The organism is Bacteroidales bacterium, assembly GCA_041671145.1.
Classification (GTDB): domain Bacteria; phylum Bacteroidota; class Bacteroidia; order Bacteroidales; family JAHJDW01; genus JAQUPB01.
Genome location: JBAZBZ010000005.1, coordinates 57,200 through 80,350 on the forward strand (window position 1 = coordinate 57,200; position 23,151 = coordinate 80,350).

Genomic DNA, 23,151 nt, shown 5'->3' on the forward strand with positions numbered 1-23,151 from the left:
CTTTTTTTAATTGCATGGATATTTCATATTAGTAATTTATATTTTGATTTTTTATTGATTTTCTGAAATTAGGTTCGCAAGATACAATTTTTTTAAAAAAAAATAAAAATTTATTAAAAATCACATTTTGTTTTCATAAATGAATTAGTAAAAATAGTTTGTAAACAAAATATTTAAAAGCATAAATCTGTTTTCGGTATAGATAAGTCAGTAAAAGATATGTTTTATCAAGTTAACGGTAAAATTTGCTTTAATAATTGATAGTATAAAACTAATAAACATTAAAAACTCAATAAAAAGCTCAGCTTATTTATCACATATTAATTTTTTAATAAACTCATCACCTTTAAGTATTCCATAATATCCGTTTTCGGTGCTGTTTTCATTATATTCTTTCACATTATCGGGAGATTTGTCGGAGTTATATATTAAAAACGGAACAGAATCATGAGTATGTGTTTTTATTTCACAGGGAGTGGCATGGTCGGGCAGTATGGCAATTGAAATTTTTTCATTTATTTTTTTAGTTTCTTCTACAATATATTTAACAACGCGTTTATCAAGATATTCAAGTGTTTTAATTTTTAATTCAACATTTCCATCATGACCTGCTTCATCTGATGCTTCGATATGAAGATATACCAAATCATATTTTTTTATTGCTTCAATAGTGGCTTTTGCTTTTCCTTCGTAATTTGTATCATATAATCCTGTTGCGCCTTTTACTTTTATCACTTCCATTCCTGCATAAACTCCAATTCCCTGAATTAAATCTACTGCCGAAATCACTGCACCTGTGAGTCCATACATTTCTTTTAAAGTTTTCATTCTTGGCTTATTTCCGGGCGACCAAAGCCAAATGGAATTTGCAGGGTCTTTTCCTTTTTTGAGCCGTTTAATATTTACAGGATGATTTTTTAAAATTTCATGTGACTTAAAAATTAAATTATTTAATAAATCGGAAGTATCTTTTCCGCTATTATCGGTTGGTTTTATAAGTACATCCCTGTATGGAGTCCCGGGAACATCATGCGGAGGTGTACAATTTATTTTATTCAATCCGTTTTTTAAAATTAATATATGACGATAGCTTACGCCGGAATAAAATTTTATATCATCAGTTGCTAATTGCTCATTTAATGTTTTAATAATTTCTGCCGCTTCTTTAGTAGATATATGTCCTGCTGAATGATTTTTTATTTTTTCATTTTCTATGCAAATTAAATTGCATCGCATCACAAGGTCTTCGGGCTTTACATTAATGCCAATACTTGCAGCTTCGAGAACACCTCTTCCCTGATAAATTTCTTTAACATCATATCCGAGAACAGCAAGGTTTGCAACTTCGCTTCCGGGCTGCATATCATCGGGAACTGTAATTAATCTGCCTGTTCTTGATTTGGCACATAATGAATTAATATTAGGTATCTTTGCTGCCATAAGAGGAGTTTTTCCGCCAATCCTTTCTATTGGTCTATCAGACATTCCATCACCTAATATTATTATATATTTCATTTAATAAGTTTGTAGTTTAAATTGTTTGTGGTTTGTTATTAAAAATATTAAAATTTATAAAGTCAATAGTCATTAAGTCATTAGTAAAAAACAATGAGTTAATTTCAAAATACTCCTCGCTCTGTGCTCTAAGCCCTATGCACATTTTATAAGATATCAATATTTTTTTACAAGCAATTTTTTAAATTCTTCATAATCATTCTTCATCTGCAAATAAGATTCCTCTTTACTTTCAATACCTTTAAGGCTTTCGGGCAAAGTTGGGTCGATGTCAAGTAATTCTCTTATTGTTTCCGGAAATTTTGCAGGATGTGCCGTTTCAAGGGAAATGCATAATTGCTCTTTATTATTATATTCTTTATGTTGTTTTAAAAATTCGTGTAATCCGCTCCAACCAACAGCACCATGAGGTTCAAGCAAAAGCTTATATTCGTCAAACTCCGATTTAATTATTTCTTTTGTTTTTTTATCGGTAATACTTACAGAAAAAATATCTTCACGCATTTTTTTCATATCGGGATTTTTATTTATTTTCCCTTTTTCATCCATCTCTCCGCCATAAAGTGAAACAACACGTGCGAGATTACTCGGGTGTCCGACATTCATTGCACTTGAGATGCAATTTTTGGATGGTTCTATTTTATTATAAATACCGGCATTAAGAAACGCGGGAAATTCATCATTTTCATTTGTTGAAATAATAAATTTTTTAACCGGAAGTCCCATTTTTTTTGCGAGCAAACCGCCCATCATGTTGCCAAAATTACCTGAAGGAACACTAAAAATAACATCATCATCAGATTTTCCCTTACGCAATTTTGCGAATGAATAAAAATAATAAACAATCTGTGGAATAAGTCGTCCGATATTGATTGAATTTGCTGAAGATAAATCCAAATAATCAAGTTCTTTGTCGGCAAAAGCTTGTTTAACCAACGTCTGGCAATCATCAAACTTACCGTCAACAGCAATAATCTGAACATTATTTCCAAGAGTTGTCATTTGTTTGCGTTGCCTGCCGGTAACTTCTTTGAATGGAAATAACACCACTACCTGAATATTATTTAATTTATAAAAAGCATTTGCAATTGCACTTCCTGTATCACCTGAAGTAGCTGTTAGAATTAATAATTTTTTATTATTTAATTCCAGAAAATATTGCATCAGACGTCCCATCATTCGTGCAGCAAAATCTTTGAATGAAGCGGTAGGACCTTGGTCAAGACGCATTAGCCATTTATTTTCATAAACATTTTCCAATGGGACAGGATAATTATATGCATCACGAACAATTTCTTTCAGAATATTTTCAGGAACATCACCAAGTATAAATCTTTTACTTACCTCATAAGCTATTTCGTGATATTCCATTCCTGAAAAATTCATGATTTCTTTTTCGGAAATAACGGGAATTATATTTGGCATGTAAAGTCCTTTGTCAGGAGCTTGTCCTTTAAGCAATGCTTCTTTGAAGGTAACAGGAGGTGCTGTTAAATTAGTTGAATGATATAAAATTTCTTTTCCCATTTTAAATTTGAATTAATTATCTTCAATGAAATTACTTATTGATATTAAACCTAACAGGTCTTGGAGACCTGTTAGGTTTTGCGCTTTTGAGACAAACAAGGGGTTGCAACCCCTTGTTATATAAAAAACCTATTTTCTCAATCTCGCCGAAGAAGCGCCGCCTGCAGAAAATTCGGGAGATGAAACAGCAATTTTTTTGCCATCCAGAACAGACAATGCCTGTTCCAAATCTGCAATTATATCATCGGGATGTTCTGCTCCAACACATAATCTTATAAGATTAGCAGGAATGTCTGCAATTTTTCTTCCTTCTTCTCCTTGCTGAAAGTGCGTGGAAATAGCGGGAATCGTTGCTACTGATTTTATTCTTCCTAAATCTGTAGCTCTCCAAATTCTTTGTAAATTATCAAAAACTTTTCTTGTTGCCTGTGCATCACCTTTGACTCTGAATGACATGAGATGACCGTAACGATTAACTTTCTTCCCATAAATTTCATCATATTCAGAGTCCACAAGAAACATGTATTTTGAAGCAATAGAATGAAGCGGATGTGAATCTAACCCCAAATAATGAACCTGTTCAATATGTTTGTGCTTTTGCAGGTATTTAGCTATTTTCATTGTATTCACGCTGAGGAAATCCATTTTAGAACGGATTGTTCTTATATCGTTTAAAGCTAATGCAGCATTCATCGGAGAAATATTAGGACCATTATCCCTGTTTGGCAGTTGTTTGAGGTAAGTACAAAAATCCGCTTTCATTTCATCATTGTCAATATTTGAAATAATATTCTTTTTTGAAATAACAGCTCCACTTATACCGAATCCTCCCGAAGTTAATGATTTTGTGACAGATTGTATAACAATATCGGCTCCATAAACAATTGGTCGCATCAATGCAGGAGTTGCAACTGTAGAATCAATTATTACAGGCAAATTATGACTATGAGCCAATTCTACAACTTTTTCAAGGTCAAAAAATGATTGCGACGGATTGCTTGGCATTTCACCATAAATAAAACGTGTATTTTTATCAATTTTTGATTCCCATTCGTCAATATCATTTGAATTAATAATTTTTCTCCATTCAATATTTCTTTCTTTATTTTTTCTCACAGAAAATTGCTGAAAAGTTCCTCCATAAATCTGGCAAGTAGCAACAAAATTCATTTTTTGTTCAGGATTTTTCGGGTCAATCACCAAAAGCTGGTCGGTTACACTTTGAATGGCTGATATTCCCGATGAAGTTGCCACGCACGATGTTTCTTCATTTGAACCGTAACCATCTAATAGCGAAAGAACTCCTTCAAAATAATACATACTTGGATTAGCAATTCGTGAATAACACCATGAAGGTATTTTATAAGCCAAAGCTGCTTCCATTTCATCTGAATCACGGTATGCCTGTGAAGTTGACATATAAATTGGCTCTATTATTGAACCCTGGTTAAAATCAAGTGCTTCCTGCATCGAATAAATTCCATGAACCGCAATTGTATCAAATCTGCATTTCCTCATTTTATTCAAATACTCTTTATGCCATTGCATTGAACGCTTTGCTGCATCAATATAATATTGTGTTCCGTCTGAGCTCATTTGGTTAGCGTTATTAAATATAATAAATAATTGCACAAATTAACATACTTTTTTTGAAATACAAATAAATGAAATCAAAAAAAATATTTTATACTTTTACCATTTATAAAAAGAAATTTTGAATTTTAGATTAATTGTTATCTGTGTATGAAGTTGAAAATTTTTACAGATTCACAGATTAAAATAAAAAGAAATGATTTTTATTGATACTCATTGCCATTTGTATTTAAAAGAATTTAAAAACGATTGGAAGGAATCTGTTGAAAATGCCAAAAAGAATAAAGTTGAAAAAATTATTCTTCCGAATCTTGACAGCATTTCGATTTCGGCAATGAATGAAATTGCCAGTACTTTTCCAAACAATTGCTTTCCTGCAATAGGAATACATCCTTCATCTGTTAAAAAAAATTATATCGAAGAATTAAACATTATTGAAGAGGAATTAAAAAAAACAAAATATTTTGCTATCGGTGAAATCGGTCTGGATTTTTATTGGAATAAAACTTTTATCAAAGAACAAAAAATTGCTCTTGAGTTTCAGCTTGAATTAGCAATAAAATATGAACTTCCCATTATCATTCACTCACGAAATTCGATGGACGAAATAATCGAAATCATGAAAAACTTTAAAGGACTTACCGGAGTTTTTCATTGCTTTTCGGGAAATTTAAAACATGCCGAAGAAGTAATTTCAATGGGATTTAAAATAGGAATAACAGGCATGGTTACTTATAAAAACTCCGGGCTTGCTGAAATAATAAAAAATATAAATATTGAAAATATCCTGCTCGAAACCGATGCTCCTTTTCTCGCTCCTGTTCCCCATCGTGGAAAACGAAATGAAAGTGCATACATTCCTTTAATAGCTGAAAAAATCGCAGAAATAAAAAATATTATGGTTGAAGAAGTTGCAGAAAACACCACTAAAACTGCTGGAAAGATTTTTAGAATTTGAAGAAAAAATAAAATGCCACAGATTCACAGAAAATAAAACTACTCTCTTTTTTATCTGCGAATCTGTGGCTAATTTCTTAACTTTGTAACTTCAAACTATTAGTATATAATTCATGAAAATATTTTATATTATTTTTTCAATAAAAGCATGGTTTATTTCAATACTTCCTTTTCGGTTGCTATATATTTTATCGGATTTTTATTACTTTCTTTTATATTATGTTATTGGATATCGCAAAAAAGTAGTATTTGAAAATTTAAGGAAATCCTTTCCCGATAAAACTTCGCAGGAGATTGAAAAAATCGCTAAAAAATATTTTCATAATTTATGCGATATGTTTCTGGAAGTAATTAAAGTAAAAAATATTTCCGAAAAACAAATTCTGAAAAGAGTTAAAATAAAAAATATTGAAGTGCTTGATGAACTTTATTTAAAAAATAAAAGTGTAATTGTTGCAATGGGACATCTTGGTAATTGGGAGTTTACTACTCATGCAGTTACATTGAAATCTGCTTATAATCATTACGGATTGATAAAACCACTGACAAATGATTTTTTTAATAATTATCTGAATAAATTAAGAAACAGGTTTAACCTTAAACTCGTTCCTTACAAGCAAACTTTAAAGTTCATGGCAAGGAATAAAAATAATTTATCATTATATTATGTTGCCGGTGACCAAACTCCTGCCAAAGGCGAAATAACTTACTGGACAAACTTTCTTAATCAGGATACACCTGTATATCTGGGTATAGAAAAAATGTCGAAAATGCTTGATTTCGCTGTAATTTTCATGGATATTCAACATTCGAAGCGAGGATATTATGAAATAGAATTTACTAAGTTTACCGACAAGCCGAATGAATTTAAAGAATTTGAAATTACCGAATGGCATGTGCGATTTTTAGAAAATATAATTATTAAAAATCCTGATAACTGGCTTTGGTCGCACAAAAGATGGAAACATAAGAAAGCATAAATGATTTACGAATTAGGATTTATGATTTTAGATTTAATATTAAAATAAAAAATAATCGAATATTGAAGTTGAACAACAAAATTGCGAAACTTTAAACTTTAAACATTAAACTTTAAACTATTTTTTATAGTGAACAATACTTTATATTCCGACAGGAAACATACAATAATTTTCATATTTATTTTTGCTGTTGCAATATTTGTCATACGATTGTTTTATATTCAGGTATTAACTGATGAATATAAAATTTCCGCCAACAATAATGTTCTGCGTTTTCAAACCGAATATCCGAACCGAGGATTGATATACGACAGGAAAGGAAAGTTGCTTGTTTATAATGAAGCGTCTTATGATTTGATGGTAACTCCAAGATATGCTAAAAACATTGACACTAATGAATTATGTAAAATTCTAAATATTGATAAAGTTGCTTTTATCGAAAGGATAGGAAAAGCCAAAGCATTTTCATCTTTCAGAGCTTCGATTTTTGATAAGCAAGTTTCAACGGAAATGTACGGAATGTTGCAGGAAAAAATGTACAAACTTCCCGGATTTTTTATTCAGGCACGAACATTAAGAAAATATCCCAAGCCAATTGCTGCACACATTTTGGGATATATTGGTGAAGTTGACCCTTCTTTTCTGGAGAAAAACAAATATTACAGAGCAGGTGATTACGCTGGAATAAGCGGTATTGAAGAATCTTATGAAAAATTCTTACGCGGAAAAAGAGGATTAAGAATTGTCATGGTAGATGCTCTTAACCGCGAAAAAGGTAGCTTTCGTGAAGGCAGGTATGATACAACAGCCGTGGCAGGAGAAGATATTTTTTCTACAATTGACGGTGCATTGCAGGAATACGGGGAAAAATTAATGCAAAATAAAAAAGGCAGTATTGTTGCTATTGACCCTGCAACCGGTGAAATACTTGCCTTGGTTACCAGTCCTACTTATGACCCAAATTTACTTGTGGGAAACTTGAGAGCCAAAAATTTCAATCAACTTAATACCGATGAATTAAAACCTTTGTTCAACAGGGCTTTGTTGGCTCAATATCCTCCGGGTTCAACATTTAAAATATTAAATGCTTTAATTGGACAGCAGGAAAAAGTATTATTTCCCGATACACGCTATTCATGCAGCGAGGGCTATCACATAGGTAGTTTGACTGTAGGATGTCACAGACACTCTTCTCCTTTAGACCTTAAGCAATCTATTCAATATTCATGCAATGCTTATTATTGCAATGTTTTTCGCTCAATTCTCGACAGGGTGAAACATCATGATATACGTGAAAGCTATACCAATTGGCGAAATCATGTGTTAAGTTTCGGTTTTGGAAATAAACTCGGAAGCGATTTGTACGAAAGCAAAGGAATAATACCTACTTCAAAATATTACGACAAATATCACAATAATCATTGGAATTCGGTATCGGTAATTTCATTAGCAATCGGACAAGGTGAAACAAGTGTAACTCCAATGCAGCTTGCAAATTTTACTGCAATACTTGCCAACAGGGGTTTTTATTATACTCCTCATATTATAAAAGCTATCGGGAAAAATAAATTTATTGATAAAAAATTTACCGAAATCCACTATACTTCTGTTGAGCCGAAATATTTTGATGTAATTATAGAAGCAATGTATGATGTTGTAGAATCGGGAACAGGAGTAACGGCAAAAATAAAAGGAATTCCTATGTGCGGAAAAACAGGTACAGCACAAAATCCACATGGTGAAGACCATTCGGTTTTTATTTTGTTTGCACCTAAAGATAATCCGAAAATTGCACTTGCAATTATTGTGGAAAACGCCGGATTTGGCGCAACATGGGCAGCTCCAATAGCAAGCTTAATGGTTGAAAAATACCTGACTAACACAATTAAACGACCTGACCTTGAAAAACAAATGCTCGAAACAAATTTAATGAACGTTATTCCAAAACCAAAGAAGAAAAAAATTAAACAAAATGAGTAGAGTTTAAAGTTGATAAAATTAGACACTGACAAAATATGAAAATTATGAAAAAACACAGATAAAAAAGTCATAATTTTTCAGCGTTAATCTGCGTCCTATTTTTTTGATATAATTTTTGATAAATTTCTTCAGCAATTTCAAAGCCCCTGTATTGTTTTGCAATTTCAACAATTTTATTTCTTAAAGTTTGTCTGTCATTATTTTTTATTAAACTGTCAATTTCCCTAATAGATTCAATATATTTGTCATAAGTAAAATCTTTAATTATTGAGCCGATTTTGTACTTTTCTATAATTTCCGAATCATCGGAAATATTTTGAGTAATAACAATAGGTAATCCCATTGCCCAGTATTCCCCGTCTTTAATTGATGTACAAAAACGTTTTGTTGGAACCGGTTTTACCGGATTCAGTGCAAAATCTGCCAAGCCAAGATATTTATGTATTTCTTTATGGTTAATAAATTCAGAGAAAATAATTTCAGGATTTAGTTCTGATGCAGAAATATATTTTTCGATTTTTTCTTTGCTGGCATCGGTAAGTAAAAGTACACGAAATTTTTCTTTCCAGAAATCGGAGCATGCTTTAAAAAAATCAAAAATTTCCTTTTCTAGATAAATACCTCCTATTTTTCCTGCATAAACACAAACTATTTTGTTTTCAAAACCTAATTTTTTAAGCAGCATTTCTTCTTTTGCAAACTGCAATGAAAACTGACTAAAATCGGTGCATGCAGGTTTTACATAATAATTTTTAAACTCAGTTTTATATTTTATTTTAGCCCAGTTTTCAAATCCTTTTGTTGCAGCAACAACTGCTTTTGCTCTGCGGCTTTGAAGTTTTTCGAAAAAAAACAAAATTTTAAAAGCAATACTATTTCTTTTCCAGTCGCCGTTTTCCACCATTGCTTCTGCATGGGGTTCATAACTGTCAATAATAAGCTGACGTCCGGTTAATACCGACAAAATATATCCGATAGCTCCTGCCGGTGTGCACCAACAATGAATGTATTTTATTTTTTTTGAGAATATTATTATCAGCAAACGAAGCAAATAAAATTTCCATTTAATGATTGCTTTTAAACCAAATTTTGAATAATAAAAAGGCAAAAGATAAATGTTTTCTTTTTGTAGGAGAACTGCTTCTTTTGTCAATTCTTCTTTTGAAAGTTTTAAATTTGGTTTTTCAAGCGTCTGCAAATAAATTTTACTGCCTGAAGGCAAATATTTATTAATAATTTTCAGATACGGCAGCGTATATGTTTGTATCAACGGCTCTTTGTAGCTCCAGTATGTTAAAACAAGAATGTTCATAAAAACAAATATCTGAGAAATACTTTAATTGCACTAATTGGTTTAAATAATTTGAGATATGATAAAAACATAATTTTTATTATTTTATATTTTACAAGAAATTTTATTTTTTTACCGATATCATTACGTTTTTTTATTTCTTTATAAAATATGCTGTAACCATCTTCAAAAGCTTTGATAGATGAAGTTGTTTGTTCATGTCCTCTGCGATAAAATAAAACGGGTTCGTCAATTATTGCAAGCAATCCTTTTTTTGAATAATTAACTGAAAAAAGTAAATCTTCAAAAACAGGCATGCCTTCTTTGAATTTGTATTTTATATTTTTATCTCTTCTTCTGAGCCACGAACTTGAAGTGTGAGCTTTAGGACTGAGTGTGATAAGTTTTAAGAAAGGATTTCCCTGAATTTCAGTTTTATTAACTGAAATTGGGTTTTTTAAAAATTTATCCATTAAAATTACCGTACCTCCAACGAAATAAATTTCAGGATTGAGATTTAAAATATCCACTCTTGGTTTTATTGAATCGGGCGGAAGTTTATCATCGGCATCAAGGAAAATAAAATAATCTCCCTGCATCGCATCAAGTGCTATATTCCGGGCAATGCTGACCCCAAGATTTTTTTGCTGTTTAAAATATATTATTCGCTTATCGCTGAATGACTTTATTACTTTCTCAGTATTATCAGTGCTTCCGCTATTTACAATTAACAATTCAAAGTTCTGATAGGTTTGTTCTAAAACCGACTGAATTGCTTCTGCAATATAATCAGCTTCATTGTGGGCAGGCATTATAATTGAAACAAGTTTTTCTTCCAAGGTTTGTTTCGGTTTTTTTTCAAAGATATGAGAAAAAAATGAAATTGTTAAATTGTTATACGTGAACTATAAGCAATATATGTAAAAATAAAAACAACAATTCTACAATTTAACAATTTAGCCATTTATAATATAAATTTTACAAAATAACCTTTTAACTTTGCAATCTTATATAAATGAGTTATGCAGTTTGATACCCTACATTGCTATAAACCCGTAGATTCTTTAATAAGTTCGGATTATAATTTTCCTGAAGAAAAACCTTATTATTACTTGCCTAAGAAAAACATAGTAGGAATAAAAAAACAATTAGTATATAAAGAATCTATTTTCAAAAATCATTTGTTAAAGACACAATCTATTGATGCAACATACTTTGACCAAAAACAGGATTGGATTACCTGTGTTTTAATTTTGATATTACTTTTATTTTCTTATGTAAAAGCCGCAACAAACAAGAGAATTAAAATAATTGGACTTTGTCTTGTTTCATTAAGATATATTTCGCAGCTCAATCGTGAAGGAAGCATTTTTTCGCAAAGAGGTGCCGTAGAACTTTTCCTGATTTTTATTACCACTTCGGCTCTGTTTGTTTATCAGATTGCAATATTTTACAAACTCAATCTGGTATCTGAAAACGGATTCATAGCTTACATCGTTTTATGCGCCGGAATATTTTTTCTTTATTCAATAAAAGCAATATTATTGAGAATTATCGGAGCAATATTCAGATTAAAAAAGGAATTTTCGGAATACATATTAAATGTTTTTGTATTTAACGAAGCTGTAGGCATTGCACTTATACCAATAGTTTTGGGAGTTTCATTCCTGAACTTCGGAAAAGCTGTATTATTGAATATAGGCATCTGCATATTTTTTGCATCATACATATACAGGATTTTTAGAGGAATTGAAATTGGCGGAGCTAATTTAAAATTTTCTAAATTTTATTTATTTTTATATCTTTGTGCCCTTGAAGTTTTACCTGTGATAATTTTAATAAAAATATTTACTGAATATTTCCGGTAAAAAAAGTTTAAAATCAAATTTTATTACTAAAGAATTTTAAAACTTTTTAAATGAAAGAAATTAAAAGCATGTTGGTTTCCCAGCCAAAACCGGAGAATGAAAATTCACCTTATTTGGAGCTTGCAAAAAAATTCAAAATAAAAATTGAATTTCATAAATTTTTTAAAATTGAAGGCATTCCTGCGAGAGATTTCAGAAAAGAAAAGGTAAATATTCCGGATTATACAGCAGTTATATTTACAAGTAGAAATTCTGTTGACCATTTTTTCAGAATGTTAGCGGAATTGAGAATTACCGTTCCGGAAACTACAAAATACTTTTGCCTTTCGGAATCAACAGCGTATTATCTTCAAAAATATATTATATATCGTAAACGCAAAATATTTTTCGGAAAACAAAACTTTGCAGATTTAACCGATATAATAAAAAAGCACAGAACCGAGAAATTTCTGATACCTTGTTCGGATACACCCAGCCCCGAAATATCGGAATTCATGCAGGAAAACAAAATTAATTTTACAAAAGCAACTTTTTATAAAACAACTGCCGATGATTTGGTACCTATTCTCGGACCAAAATTAAATTATGATATGCTTGTTTTTTTCAGTCCTATTGGCATAAAATCATTATTTAAAAACTATCCCGATTTTGTTCAAAAAGAAATAAAAATAGCAACTTTTGGCTCTACTACTTCAAAAGCAGCAAAAGAAGCAAAATTAAAAGTGGATGTATTTGCCCCAACTCCTCAAGCCCCTTCAATGACAATGGCTTTAGACCAGTTTCTGATGCAAGCTAATAAAAAAGCTTTTGAGTCGGTTCAGAAAAAAATTAAAGCAGTCAAAAAAACCGGGAAAAAATAAATATAAAAAAGTTGGCAGTGTTTTTTTATTGCTAAATTGTTAAATTAAAACTTTTTTATTTACCATACTATTTTTGTAATCTGTGAATCTGTTGCAAATTTTATTACCTGCAATATCCGTTATAAAACCTAAATTCACTTTTTTACTTACCTTTGTGTATCCTTAATTTCCTTTTATCATGCAAACATTTAAAAAAGATGAACGGCTTTGCAGCAGAAAAGTTATTTCGGAACTATTTGAAAAAGGAAATAGTTTTAATGTTTTTCCTATAAAAACAATTTGGTTGAAAACAAGTTTTGAATCCCCATATCCTGCCAAAATATTAATAGTTGTACCAAAAAAAAACATTAAAAAAGCAGTTGACAGAAATAAAATAAAACGTAGAATAAGGGAAATATATAGGAAAAATAAAGAATCATTATATGAATACCTTAAAAGAACTGAAAAACAATATGTATTTGCATTGATTTATCTCGATAAAAATATAATTTCGTTTAAAGAGTTGGAAGAAAAAATAATTTTAACTTTACAACGTTTAATAAATAAAACTTGAAAAAGATACCATCAGAAATAGCTATTTTATTATTAAAATTTTATAAATATGCCATTTCGCCTTATCTAATGCCGGCATGCAGATATACTCCTACATGCTCGGAATATGGGATGGAAGCATTAAAAAAATATGGTATTCTGAAAGGAGGGTACTTGACATTAAAAAGATTTTTGTCATGTAATCCATGGGGAGGAAGCGGCTACGACCCGATACCCTGAATTAAGTGGTGAAGTTTGCCAACCGTTAAGCAAAAATTTGGGATTTAGAATTAAGGATTTAGGATTTAAAAATAAAATAGAGAAAGTTGAAATTGTGGTTTTTTTAACTGAAAACTATAAACTGAAAACTTTAAAATATTTCAAGTACAAACAATTTAATAAATAAATTTTATGAAATTTTTCAAGAAAGTTCCGCGAAAAATAAAAATATTTTTATTAGCAGTTTTAGTAATTGCCGTTTCGGTTATTTCATTTAGTTTTTCCGATAATTATTTCGAAATATCAAAAAACATTGACATTTTCATTTCATTATATAAAGAAGTGAATATGCAGTATGTAGATGAAACAAATCCTTCGAAACTTATGGAGGTAGCTATTAATGCCATGCTTGACGAACTTGACCCATACACAACATATATTTCAGAATCGGAAATTGAGGACTACCGTTTTATGACTACCGGCCAATACGGCGGAATAGGAGCTATGGTTCAGAAAAAAGGCGATTATATTGTTATTGCCGAACCTTATGAGGGATATCCTGCACAAAAAAACGATTTAAGAGCAGGTGATATTATTCTTGAGGTTGACGGCAAATCGGTAAAAGGAAAAACCACAAGCGATGTAAGCACAATGTTAAAAGGACAGCAGGGAACATCATTTAAATTATTGCTCAAAAGAGAAGGTGAGAATAACCCTATAGAAAAAACTTTGACAAGAGAAGAAATTAAAATCGGTAATATTCCTTATTATGGCATGATTAACGAAACTACAGGTTATATAAAATTATCCGAATTCAAGGAAAATGCAGGAAAAGAAGTTCACGAGGCACTTGTTGATTTAAAATCGAAAAACAGCAAACTCAGCGGAATTATCTTCGACCTTCGCGGAAATGGCGGCGGACTCCTGAAAGAAGCGGTAAATATTGCAAATGTATTTCTGAAAAAAGGACAGGAAATAGTTGTTACAAAAGGAAGAGATAAAGACCAGGCAACAACTCACAACACTCTTAACAATCCCGTTGATATTGATATTCCATTGGTAGTACTTGTCAACAGCGGCAGTGCATCTGCTTCGGAAATTGTTACCGGTTCAATTCAGGATTTGGACAGAGGCGTTATAGTAGGTCAAAGAACTTATGGAAAAGGTCTTGTTCAGAATGTTTATCCTATTTCGTACAATGCAAATGTAAAAATTACAATTGCCAAATATTATGTACCGAGCGGCAGATGCATTCAGGCAATTGATTATTCACACCGCAATGAAGACGGAAGTGTTGGTAAAATTCCCGATTCGCTTATGCATCCTTTTAAAACAAAAGCAGGAAGAATAGTTTATGACGGCGGCGGAATATTGCCTGATGTTATTACAGAATCCCGAAAAATAAGCGAAATAGCAATCAGTCTGTTAACAAAACAACTTATTTTTGATTATGCTACCCAATATGTACTAAAACATAATTCTATTCCTCCGGCTAAAAATTTTAAAATTACTGATGAAATTTATAGCGATTTCATTGCCTTCCTTTCCAATAAGGAATACGACTATAAAACAAAAACCGAAAAGGAAATTGAAGATTTTAAAACCACAGCAACCAGCGAAAAATATTTCGATAAGGTAAAAGACGAATATGATGCATTGAAAAATAAACTCATACATAACAAAAACGAAGACCTGAAAACCTTTAAAGACGAAATAGAAGAATTACTGAAAGAAGAATTACTTTCAAGATATTACTACCAGAAAGGAAGAATTGAAGGTGCTTTGCAAAGCGATAATGAAGTTATGAAAGCCGTTGATGTGCTTAACAATAAAAACCTTTACACTTCAATATTAAACGGAAGTCATAAACCCGAAAAAAATAAGTAGAAATAAATTTCATATAATAATAGAATACAGATAACACAGATTTGACAAGATTTTCGCAGATAATATCAGCGTTTATTTATTTAATTCATTCTGCTATCTGAACATTGTGCAAAATAAAAACCCCTTGAAAAAACAAAACTTCAAATACGCATATATTGTTTGCTTTGTTCTTATCGTTGTTTCGCTTCCATTTTCCAAATTTACGCTTAGCATATCGCAATTTCTTTTGCTTATTACATGGTTTGTTGAAGGAAATATAGTTTCAAAATTTAAGAAATTTTTGCAAAATAAAATAGCTGTGACAGTTGTTTCGCTTTATCTGTTGCATTTAATCGGTCTTATTTATACAAGTGATTTTGATTATGCTTTTAAAGATTTAAAGGTTAAATTACCTTTACTAACATTCCCTATAATATTTTCTTCAATTGAACCATTAGAAAAAAAATGGTTTGAAAGGTTGATGTATTTATTTATTATCGGAGTTTTTACAAGCACAATCATAAGTGTATTTGTTTTATTGGGTTTTTCAAAACATGAAATAACCGATATACGCCAAATTTCAATTTATACTTCACATATAAGATTGAGTTTGATGATTTGTATTTCAGTTTTTTCATTATTTTATTTTATCATCAATAATTTTAAGTCGTTGCGATTTTGGTTAACTGCATTTCATACTATTTTTATTTTATGGTTTATTTCATTTTTAGTTTTGCTGGAATCTGTAACTGGTTTGATAATAGTAATAATAGCAAGTTTATTTCTTGTTGTTTATTATATGTGGAAATCAAAAAAGATTATTTATAAAATTTATCTTTTTACTTTGCTTGTATTAATTCCTGTTGCAATTTGTTTTTATTTGTTTTTTCAGATAAAAAATTATTATACTCCATATTCTTATAAAACTGATGTTCCTTTGAAATTAACCAAATCGAATAATTATTATTTCAGCGATATAAAAAATAATCAGATGGAAAACAGGCATTATATATGGAGAAATATTTGCTGGACAGAACTTGAAGAAACATGGAATAAAAAAAGTAAAATAAAATTCGACAGCATTGATGAAAAAAAACAATCTATAAAATATACACTTGTTCGTTATCTCACATCTAAGGGACTTACAAAAGATGCGGCTTCTGTAAATTCTCTATCCAATAAAGATATTAAAAATGTTGAAAAAGGAATTGCAAATATTGAATACACAAAAATTTTCAGTTTGAAACCGCGTCTTTATAAATTTTTATCCGAATACGACAATTACAGGCAAACTAAGAATCCAAGCGGTTATTCTGCAATCATGCGTTTTGAATTTTGGGAGACATCATTAAGAATAATTAAAAAAAATATTTTATTCGGTGTTGGAACAGGTGATGTAAACAGTAGTTTTAAAAATGAATACAAAAAAATGAATACAAAACTTGCTCCCCAATGGCAAGTTCGTTCACATAATCAGTTTTTGGCAATTACTGTGGCTTTCGGAATATTAGGACTAATATGGTTTTTATTTTCTTTATTTTATCCGTTATTAAAACTTAAAAATTTCGATTATTTTTATATTACATTTTTTCTTATTGCTTTTATTTCAATGCTTGCTGAAGATACTCTCGAAACTCAGGTAGGCGTTACTTTCTTTGCTTTTTTTAATTCGTTATTTCTTTTTGTTAAACCGAGGTATGAAGTTGAGGTATGATGACGGAGTTTCTTGATAATTGCTGATAATTATTATAAAAAACTTTCTAACTTTATTTTTACCTTTGCAACATGCCAAAAGAAAAAACAGATATACTTTCTCTATCTTTAAAAGAGCTTGAAACTTTTTTTATTTCCAACAATGAAAAATCATTTCGTGCAAAGCAGGTTTACGAATGGTTATGGAAAAAAGCAGTTCGTTCTTTCGATGAAATGACAAACCTTTCTAAAGAAACACGACAACTTCTGAAAGATAACTTTGTACTTACTGCACTTGAAATTTGTTCTGTTCAGAAAAGTACTGACCGCACTGTTAAAATTGCATTCCGTTTAAATGACAAATTAATAATTGAAGGAGTTTTAATTCCAGACAGGGACAGAGTTACAGCTTGCATTTCTTCACAAGTTGGTTGCAATCTCAATTGTAAATTTTGTGCAACCGCAAAACTCGGATTACAGCGAAATTTAAGTACAGCAGAAATTTTCGACCAGGTTGTATTATTGAGAAATTATTCGCTCCAACATTTTAAACAAAATTTATCGAACATTGTATTTATGGGCATGGGCGAGCCATTACTGAATTATGAAAATGTGAGCCATGCAATTAATTTAATTACTTCGGAAGATGGCTTGAATATTTCTTATCAGCGAATAACAATTTCAACAGTGGGGTTGCCAAAAATGGTTCGAAAACTCGGTGATGATAAAGTGAAGGTTAATCTTGCCGTTTCTCTACATTCTGCAAATGATAAAAAAAGAAATGAAATTATTCCGGTTAATATTCGCAATCCTCTGAAAGAACTTGCTTTTGCTTTAAAATATTATTATTCAAAAACAGAAAACAGAATTACAATTGAATACATTTTACTTAAAGATTTTAATGACTCGCTTGTTGACGCCAAAGAACTGGCAACATTTTGCAAAAGTTTTCCATGTAAAATAAATATTATTGAATTTAATAATGTTAAGAACACTGAATATTTTCCGACTACAAAAGAGAAAACAACTGATTTTGTTGATTTCTTAGAGAGTAAAAATATGATTGTAAATGTTCGCAGAAGCAGAGGAAAAGATATTGACGCTGCCTGCGGACAATTGGCAGGGAAATTAATTAATAATGAATAATTATGACTAAACTTGTTTTTGCAACAAACAACAAACATAAACTCGAAGAAATAAAACAAATTCTGAAAGATAAATTTGAAATTTTATCACTGAATGATATTGGCTGTTTTGAAGAAATTCCTGAAGACAAAGAAACCGTAAGTGAAAATGCCTCACAAAAGGCATTGTATATTTTTAATAAATATAAAATAAATTGTTTCGCCGATGATACAGGTTTAGAAATAGAAGCACTGAACGGAAAGCCCGGTGTTCATTCAGCCCGCTACGCTGGCGAAAGTAAAAATTTCGATGAAAATATAAATAAAGTTTTGCTTGAAATGCATGAATTGAAAAACAGAAAAGCAATATTTTTAACAGTTATTTCCTTAATTATTGACGGAAAAGAAATGCAGTTTGAAGGAATTGTAACCGGCATCATACTTGAGAAGCGATGCGGTACAGGCGGCTTCGGCTACGATCCGATTTTTCAACCCGCCGGTTTTTCAAAAACTTTTGCTGAAATGACAATGCAGGAGAAAAATAAAATAAGCCACAGAGGGATTGCTACGAAAAAACTTATTAAGTACCTTAACGAATCTTATCTCAACCAAGTTTAATATGTTATTAAAAGGAACAATTAAATTTTTAAAAGAGCTAAAGGAAAACAATAATCAGGAATGGTTTCATAGAAACAAATTACGATATGATTCCCTGAAGAAAGAATTTGAATTATTTTTAAATAAGTTAATTTCTGAAATTTCCAAATTTGATGGAAGAACAAAATATGTTATTCCAAAAGATTGTATTTTCAGGATATATCGTGATATAAGATTTTCGAAAGATAAAACTCCATACAAGACAAACTTCGGGGCGTACATTTCAAATGGTGGAAGAAGAAGCCGTTATGCTGGTTATTATTTTCATATTGAACCATCATCATCAATGCTTGCAGGAGGTATCTACATTCCCGATGCTGAAGTTTTAAAATGCGTTCGCGATGAGATTTTCTACAATGTAAATGAGTTTAAAAAAATTATTAACTCTCCTAAATTTAAAAATTATTTCAATGAAATAGACGGAGATAAACTTAAAAATATACCGAAGGATTTTCCGAAGGACTTTGCAGAAGCTGAATTTCTTAAGTTCAAAAGTTATAACATGGTTTATTTTTTGAAAAATGAAAAAATTCCATCCGATGATTTATTGGAATTATCAGTCGGAATTTTCAAGGGGATGTATCCTTTCAATGAGTTTATCAATAAGGCAATTGATATAATGTAGTGTTTGTGCAAGTAACAATTAATAAACAAAATTTTAGGAGTAAATTTTGTGTTTTTTGAGAAATTATTTTTCTAAAACATTTGCCTTACTTCATTTTTCAAATATTCAATTGCAGCAATGGTCGGCATTTTTTCAGTGCGATATTCCATTTCGAGTAAAACGCTGCATAAATCCTTGCCCTCGGCAGCATCAGGAAGTTTGCTTGCAGCAACATTTATCATTTTAATAATTTCCTCTTTTGAATTTTTAACCATTTCCCATGCTTCATCGGAAATATAAACCTGCTGAGAAAGGTTATGGTCAAATTCGCTGCGAACATTATTCATCAAATCCATTTGTAATTGTTGTGCAGTTGTTTTACTTTTTGCCACTCTTATTACAAGATTGCTGGGAGATATTCTTTCAAGCAGCAATGCCAATCTTTCATAAGCCTGCAAACGAATAGGAGTAACAATTTTTTGTCCTCCAACGCGAACATCAACAAGTTTTCTTTTATGTTCAACGTCAAGAAAATCTCTTACTAAAAGATAAGTTGTTGCAAGCACTACCAATGAAGGTAAAATGTACTTTGCTATTTCCAATAATTCATTCATTGTAAAAAAGATTTGAAAGGTTTAATTTTTGTTAAAATTAATAATAATAAAATAAAACAGGAAATAATTGCCGAAAACTTTGCAATATAATCGCCATGTTTTACATAAAAAGTAATTTCGTTATTTGCTGAAACATTTTGTTTAATAACCGCCGGTGTCCACCATTTTGTGGGTTGCTGAACATCTCCTCTTTGATTTATAAAGCATGAAATTCCTGTATTCGCAGCTCTTGCAATACTTTTTCTGCATTCAATAGTTCTCAATCTTGAGTATGCACAATGTTGCCTGTAGCCCGGAGTATCTTTCCACCAGCCGTCATTTGTTATTATAAAAATAAGATTTGCTCCATTTGCAATATATTTTGAAATAAAATTACCATAAATAGACTCATAGCAAACCACAGGAGCTATTCTGAAATTACTATCTATAGTTTTAAAAACCGTTCTTTCCTGCTGTGTTCCCAAACTTCCTGTTGTACCCCCAAGATTTATTGCAAATTTTTCAAACGGTTTGAATATTTCCGGAAACGGAATTCTTTCAACTCCTATTACAAGTTTTGACTTGTGATATAAAAATATATTCGTTTTATTATCAATAAACATTGCAGTATTGTAAGCATCATAATATTCTTTTTCATTCATTTTTCTCGCAGTATTGGGCAATTTTTCATCTTTTCTAAAAAGTTTATATGATGATAAACCTATAAGTGTGTTTAATTTAGGATATTGTTTTAAAAATGCTTTTAATGTAATTAAACTTTCGGAATTATCAAGTTCATTCTCCCAAATTCCATCTGCTATGGCTGTTTCGGGAGCAACAAAAAAATCGGTATTTAAATCAACTTTTGTTTTTGCAAGTGAAAGAAGTTTTTCTAATTGTTTCTCATAAGCCATTCCTCCGAACTTTTCATTATACGGGTCAATATTCGGCTGAACAACTACTACGCTTGCAATCTTTCCTTTTTCCTGATAATTATTATAAATAATATTTGAAACAGTAATGGGTGCAATAACCACAATGGCAGCGAGCAAAAATCTCACAGAAATTTCTTTAATTTTCTTTTTATCAATAATTATTTTTTTAAGAATAATAAAAAACAAAACATTTGTGAGCACAACCCACAATGAACCGCCAAAAACTCCCGAATACTCATACCATTGAACAAGATTTACGTTTGATGCAAAGCCATCACCAAGTGTCAGCCATGGCCACGAAAGCTCCCATTCGGTATGTAAATATTCAAACCCAACCCAGTAGAAAACAAATGCCATATATCCCTGTGTACTTCCAAGTAGCTTTTTTGTAATATGAAAAATTGTAAATACAATTGCCATAAAAAGTGAATTGAAAATAAATGCCAGAACAGCTCCCGCGAAAGAGGCATAACAAATCCACCATGTTGTAAGTAAATTCCAGATAAAAAAAGTCAGGTACGAATAGCTAAATACATTCCACCAATTATATTTTTCTTTATTTTCGGAAATAAAATGTTCAACAAATAAAAGAGGAACAAATGAAATGAAAAGCAAAGGTGCTAATCCATTCACAGGCCAGGCAAGCCAAAATAATATTCCGCTAAAAACAGAAAGTAAAATAAAATATTTTTTTTTCATTTTTTTATTTATGCATTACAAACTGGTTATCTTTTAACCATAGAGTCGTAAATATTAAATATTACATTATCATTTTTTTCTTTACATTTCTTGGTTCTACCACAAATTTAGTGGGAAAATTTAGATTTGCAAAAAAAGAAAAAATGTTTTCAGATTTCATTGTCTTTAATAAATTTATTATATTTGGAAAAGTTTGCACAACTCTAAACTGAAAACATATAACTATTAATAACATAATCCAACGGAGGTAAAAATGTCAGTAGAAATAACCGATTTAAATTTTGATGAAATCGTAACAAAAGCCAATAAGCCTGTAGTTATTGATTTCTGGGCTGAATGGTGCGGTCCTTGCAGAATGATAGGTCCGATTTTAAATGAACTTGCGGATGAATACGAAGGCAAAGCAATTGTAGGAAAAGTTAATGTTGACAATAATCCCGAACTTTCCCAAAAATTCGGTATCAGAAACATTCCAACAATTTTGTTTATCAAAAACGGAAATGTTATTGACAAGCAGGTAGGAGCAGCTTCAAAGTCAGCATTAAAAGCTAAAATTGACACATTGCTATAGCAAATTGTGAAGTAGTGAAATTGTGAAGTTAAAAATTTCTGCGAACCTTTGCGTCTCTGCGTCTTTGCGAGAAATATTTTTTGTCTCGCAAAGACGCAGAGACGCAAAGGAAAAAATTGATATTAAAAATAATATATTTTGGAAAGCAATTATATTCTAAAGCAGGTTCAGAAGTTCGGAAACCTTGAATTAGTTGCCCATCAGGTTGTGGAAGGATTTATTACCGGTTTGCATAAAAGTCCGTTTCACGGATTTTCGGTTGAATTTGCCGAGCACAGAATTTATAATCCGGGTGAATCAACAAAATATATCGACTGGAAATTATTTGCCCGCAGCGATAAGCTTTTCGTAAAACGATTTGAGGAAGAAACCAATTTGCGCTGTCAGCTTGTAATTGACAATTCCACTTCGATGTATTACCCCGAAATTGAAAAACCTTCAATTGAAGTGCTGAATAAAATTTCCTTTTCGGTTTATTGTGCGGCAGTTCTGATTCACTTACTCAAAAAACAACGCGATGCCTTTGGATTAAGTTTGTTTTCTAGTGAACTTGAACTACACACACCCGCAAAATCAAGTTCCGTACATCAGAAAATTTTATTTGCCGAACTTGAAAAAATTCTCAATAATATTGCAAATAAAAATCAAAAGAAAACTTCTGCAGCATCGGTACTACATCAAATTGCCGACAGCATTCATAAACGTTCGCTTGTTGTTATTTTCAGCGATATGCTCGATAACTCGGAAAAAAGCGATGAGCTTTTTAATGCCCTGCAACATTTAAAACATAATAAGCACGAAGTAATTTTATTTCATATAACGGATAAAAAAAGAGAAATAGATTTTAATTTTGAAAACCGCCCATATAAATTCATTGACATGGAAACCGGCGATGAAGTGAAAACATATCCTTCGGAAATCAAGGAAACATACATAAAATCCATAACCGATTATAAAAATCTTATTAAACTAAAATGCAATCAATATAAAATTGATTTTGTGGAAATAGATATTAACAAGGGTTTTCGCGATGTTTTGATTACTTACTTGCTGAAAAGAGAAAGGATGAAATGATTTATTTCATTTAAA

The 23,151-nt window shown here is 30.9% G+C and carries 21 protein-coding genes; 14 read left to right on the forward strand and 7 right to left on the reverse strand.

The features are described from left to right. Positions 1 to 306: 306 nt before the first annotated feature. The 3 genes from WC223_02970 to WC223_02980 all read right to left on the reverse strand — a co-directional run bounded on the left by WC223_02970 (position 307) and on the right by WC223_02980 (position 4,638). Positions 307 to 1,515 carry a cofactor-independent phosphoglycerate mutase gene (locus tag WC223_02970; protein MFA6923192.1) on the reverse strand — a complete coding sequence of 403 codons (1,209 nt, stop codon included), beginning with the start codon at positions 1,513 to 1,515 and terminating at the stop codon, positions 307 to 309. A gap of 156 nt (positions 1,516 to 1,671) precedes the next feature. Further along, complete coding sequence (gene thrC / locus WC223_02975; protein ID MFA6923193.1) at positions 1,672 to 3,042, reverse strand: threonine synthase; 1,371 nt, start codon at positions 3,040 to 3,042, stop codon at positions 1,672 to 1,674. A gap of 129 nt (positions 3,043 to 3,171) precedes the next feature. Then, the gene (locus tag WC223_02980; GenBank protein MFA6923194.1) at positions 3,172 to 4,638 is read right to left on the reverse strand and encodes an aminotransferase class I/II-fold pyridoxal phosphate-dependent enzyme; all 1,467 of its coding nucleotides are present in this window, start codon (positions 4,636 to 4,638) and stop codon (positions 3,172 to 3,174) included. A 193-nt stretch (positions 4,639 to 4,831) separates the two neighbouring features. Between WC223_02980 and WC223_02985 the strand changes: the two genes are divergently transcribed. The 3 genes from WC223_02985 to mrdA all read left to right on the forward strand — a co-directional run bounded on the left by WC223_02985 (position 4,832) and on the right by mrdA (position 8,552). Further along, on the forward strand, positions 4,832 to 5,593 hold the full coding sequence (locus tag WC223_02985) for a TatD family hydrolase (protein MFA6923195.1): 762 nt from the start codon (positions 4,832 to 4,834) through the stop codon (positions 5,591 to 5,593). Positions 5,594 to 5,705: 112 nt separating this feature from the next. Continuing rightward, positions 5,706 to 6,572, forward strand: coding sequence for a lysophospholipid acyltransferase family protein (locus WC223_02990; GenBank protein ID MFA6923196.1), 867 nt, complete (start codon positions 5,706 to 5,708; stop codon positions 6,570 to 6,572). A 129-nt stretch (positions 6,573 to 6,701) separates the two neighbouring features. Beyond that, positions 6,702 to 8,552, forward strand: a complete 1,851-nt coding sequence (gene mrdA / locus WC223_02995; GenBank protein MFA6923197.1) for a penicillin-binding protein 2 — start codon at positions 6,702 to 6,704, stop codon at positions 8,550 to 8,552. A 67-nt stretch (positions 8,553 to 8,619) separates the two neighbouring features. Here the strand turns inward: mrdA and WC223_03000 are convergent, their stop codons facing one another. Continuing rightward, positions 8,620 to 9,864, reverse strand: a complete 1,245-nt coding sequence (locus tag WC223_03000; GenBank protein MFA6923198.1) for a glycosyltransferase — start codon at positions 9,862 to 9,864, stop codon at positions 8,620 to 8,622. Beyond that, positions 9,861 to 10,682 carry a glycosyltransferase family 2 protein gene (locus tag WC223_03005; protein ID MFA6923199.1) on the reverse strand — a complete coding sequence of 274 codons (822 nt, stop codon included), beginning with the start codon at positions 10,680 to 10,682 and terminating at the stop codon, positions 9,861 to 9,863. Before WC223_03005 ends, WC223_03000 begins: the two co-directional genes overlap by 4 nt. A 183-nt stretch (positions 10,683 to 10,865) precedes the next feature. Here WC223_03005 and WC223_03010 point away from each other — a divergent pair, with 183 nt between their 5' ends. From WC223_03010 to WC223_03050, 9 genes are all read left to right on the forward strand, one after another. Then, positions 10,866 to 11,711 carry a DUF4271 domain-containing protein gene (locus WC223_03010; GenBank protein MFA6923200.1) on the forward strand — a complete coding sequence of 282 codons (846 nt, stop codon included), beginning with the start codon at positions 10,866 to 10,868 and terminating at the stop codon, positions 11,709 to 11,711. 50 nt (positions 11,712 to 11,761) lie between these two features. After that, on the forward strand, positions 11,762 to 12,571 hold the full coding sequence (locus tag WC223_03015) for a uroporphyrinogen-III synthase (GenBank protein ID MFA6923201.1): 810 nt from the start codon (positions 11,762 to 11,764) through the stop codon (positions 12,569 to 12,571). A 178-nt stretch (positions 12,572 to 12,749) separates the two neighbouring features. After that, complete coding sequence (rnpA, locus tag WC223_03020; GenBank protein MFA6923202.1) at positions 12,750 to 13,124, forward strand: ribonuclease P protein component; 375 nt, start codon at positions 12,750 to 12,752, stop codon at positions 13,122 to 13,124. Continuing rightward, complete coding sequence (gene yidD / locus WC223_03025) at positions 13,121 to 13,342, forward strand: membrane protein insertion efficiency factor YidD (GenBank protein ID MFA6923203.1); 222 nt, start codon at positions 13,121 to 13,123, stop codon at positions 13,340 to 13,342. Before rnpA ends, yidD begins: the two co-directional genes overlap by 4 nt. Before the next feature lie 171 nt (positions 13,343 to 13,513). Further along, complete coding sequence (locus WC223_03030) at positions 13,514 to 15,208, forward strand: S41 family peptidase (GenBank protein ID MFA6923204.1); 1,695 nt, start codon at positions 13,514 to 13,516, stop codon at positions 15,206 to 15,208. 124 nt (positions 15,209 to 15,332) lie between these two features. Beyond that, entirely contained in the window at positions 15,333 to 16,901 is a 1,569-nt protein-coding gene (locus WC223_03035; GenBank protein MFA6923205.1) for an O-antigen ligase family protein, read from the forward strand. A 71-nt stretch (positions 16,902 to 16,972) separates the two neighbouring features. After that, positions 16,973 to 18,025, forward strand: a complete 1,053-nt coding sequence (rlmN, locus tag WC223_03040; GenBank protein ID MFA6923206.1) for a 23S rRNA (adenine(2503)-C(2))-methyltransferase RlmN — start codon at positions 16,973 to 16,975, stop codon at positions 18,023 to 18,025. Next, entirely contained in the window at positions 18,025 to 18,621 is a 597-nt protein-coding gene (locus WC223_03045; GenBank protein ID MFA6923207.1) for a non-canonical purine NTP diphosphatase, read from the forward strand. Before rlmN ends, WC223_03045 begins: the two co-directional genes overlap by 1 nt. Before the next feature lies 1 nt (position 18,622). Continuing rightward, on the forward strand, positions 18,623 to 19,285 hold the full coding sequence (locus tag WC223_03050) for a DUF2461 domain-containing protein (GenBank protein MFA6923208.1): 663 nt from the start codon (positions 18,623 to 18,625) through the stop codon (positions 19,283 to 19,285). A 71-nt stretch (positions 19,286 to 19,356) separates the two neighbouring features. On the opposite strand, the gene WC223_03055 is transcribed toward WC223_03050, so the two are convergent. Next, positions 19,357 to 19,878, reverse strand: a complete 522-nt coding sequence (locus WC223_03055; GenBank protein ID MFA6923209.1) for a hypothetical protein — start codon at positions 19,876 to 19,878, stop codon at positions 19,357 to 19,359. Continuing rightward, positions 19,875 to 21,491 carry an apolipoprotein N-acyltransferase gene (gene lnt / locus WC223_03060; protein MFA6923210.1) on the reverse strand — a complete coding sequence of 539 codons (1,617 nt, stop codon included), beginning with the start codon at positions 21,489 to 21,491 and terminating at the stop codon, positions 19,875 to 19,877. The genes WC223_03055 and lnt overlap by 4 nt, the downstream gene beginning before the upstream one ends. Positions 21,492 to 21,744: 253 nt before the next feature. On the opposite strand from lnt, the gene trxA reads away from it, so the two are divergent. Both trxA and WC223_03070 read left to right on the forward strand, forming a co-directional pair. After that, entirely contained in the window at positions 21,745 to 22,062 is a 318-nt protein-coding gene (gene trxA / locus WC223_03065) for a thioredoxin (GenBank protein ID MFA6923211.1), read from the forward strand. Between the two features lie 138 nt (positions 22,063 to 22,200). Continuing rightward, complete coding sequence (locus WC223_03070; protein ID MFA6923212.1) at positions 22,201 to 23,136, forward strand: DUF58 domain-containing protein; 936 nt, start codon at positions 22,201 to 22,203, stop codon at positions 23,134 to 23,136. Positions 23,137 to 23,151 lie beyond the last annotated feature (15 nt).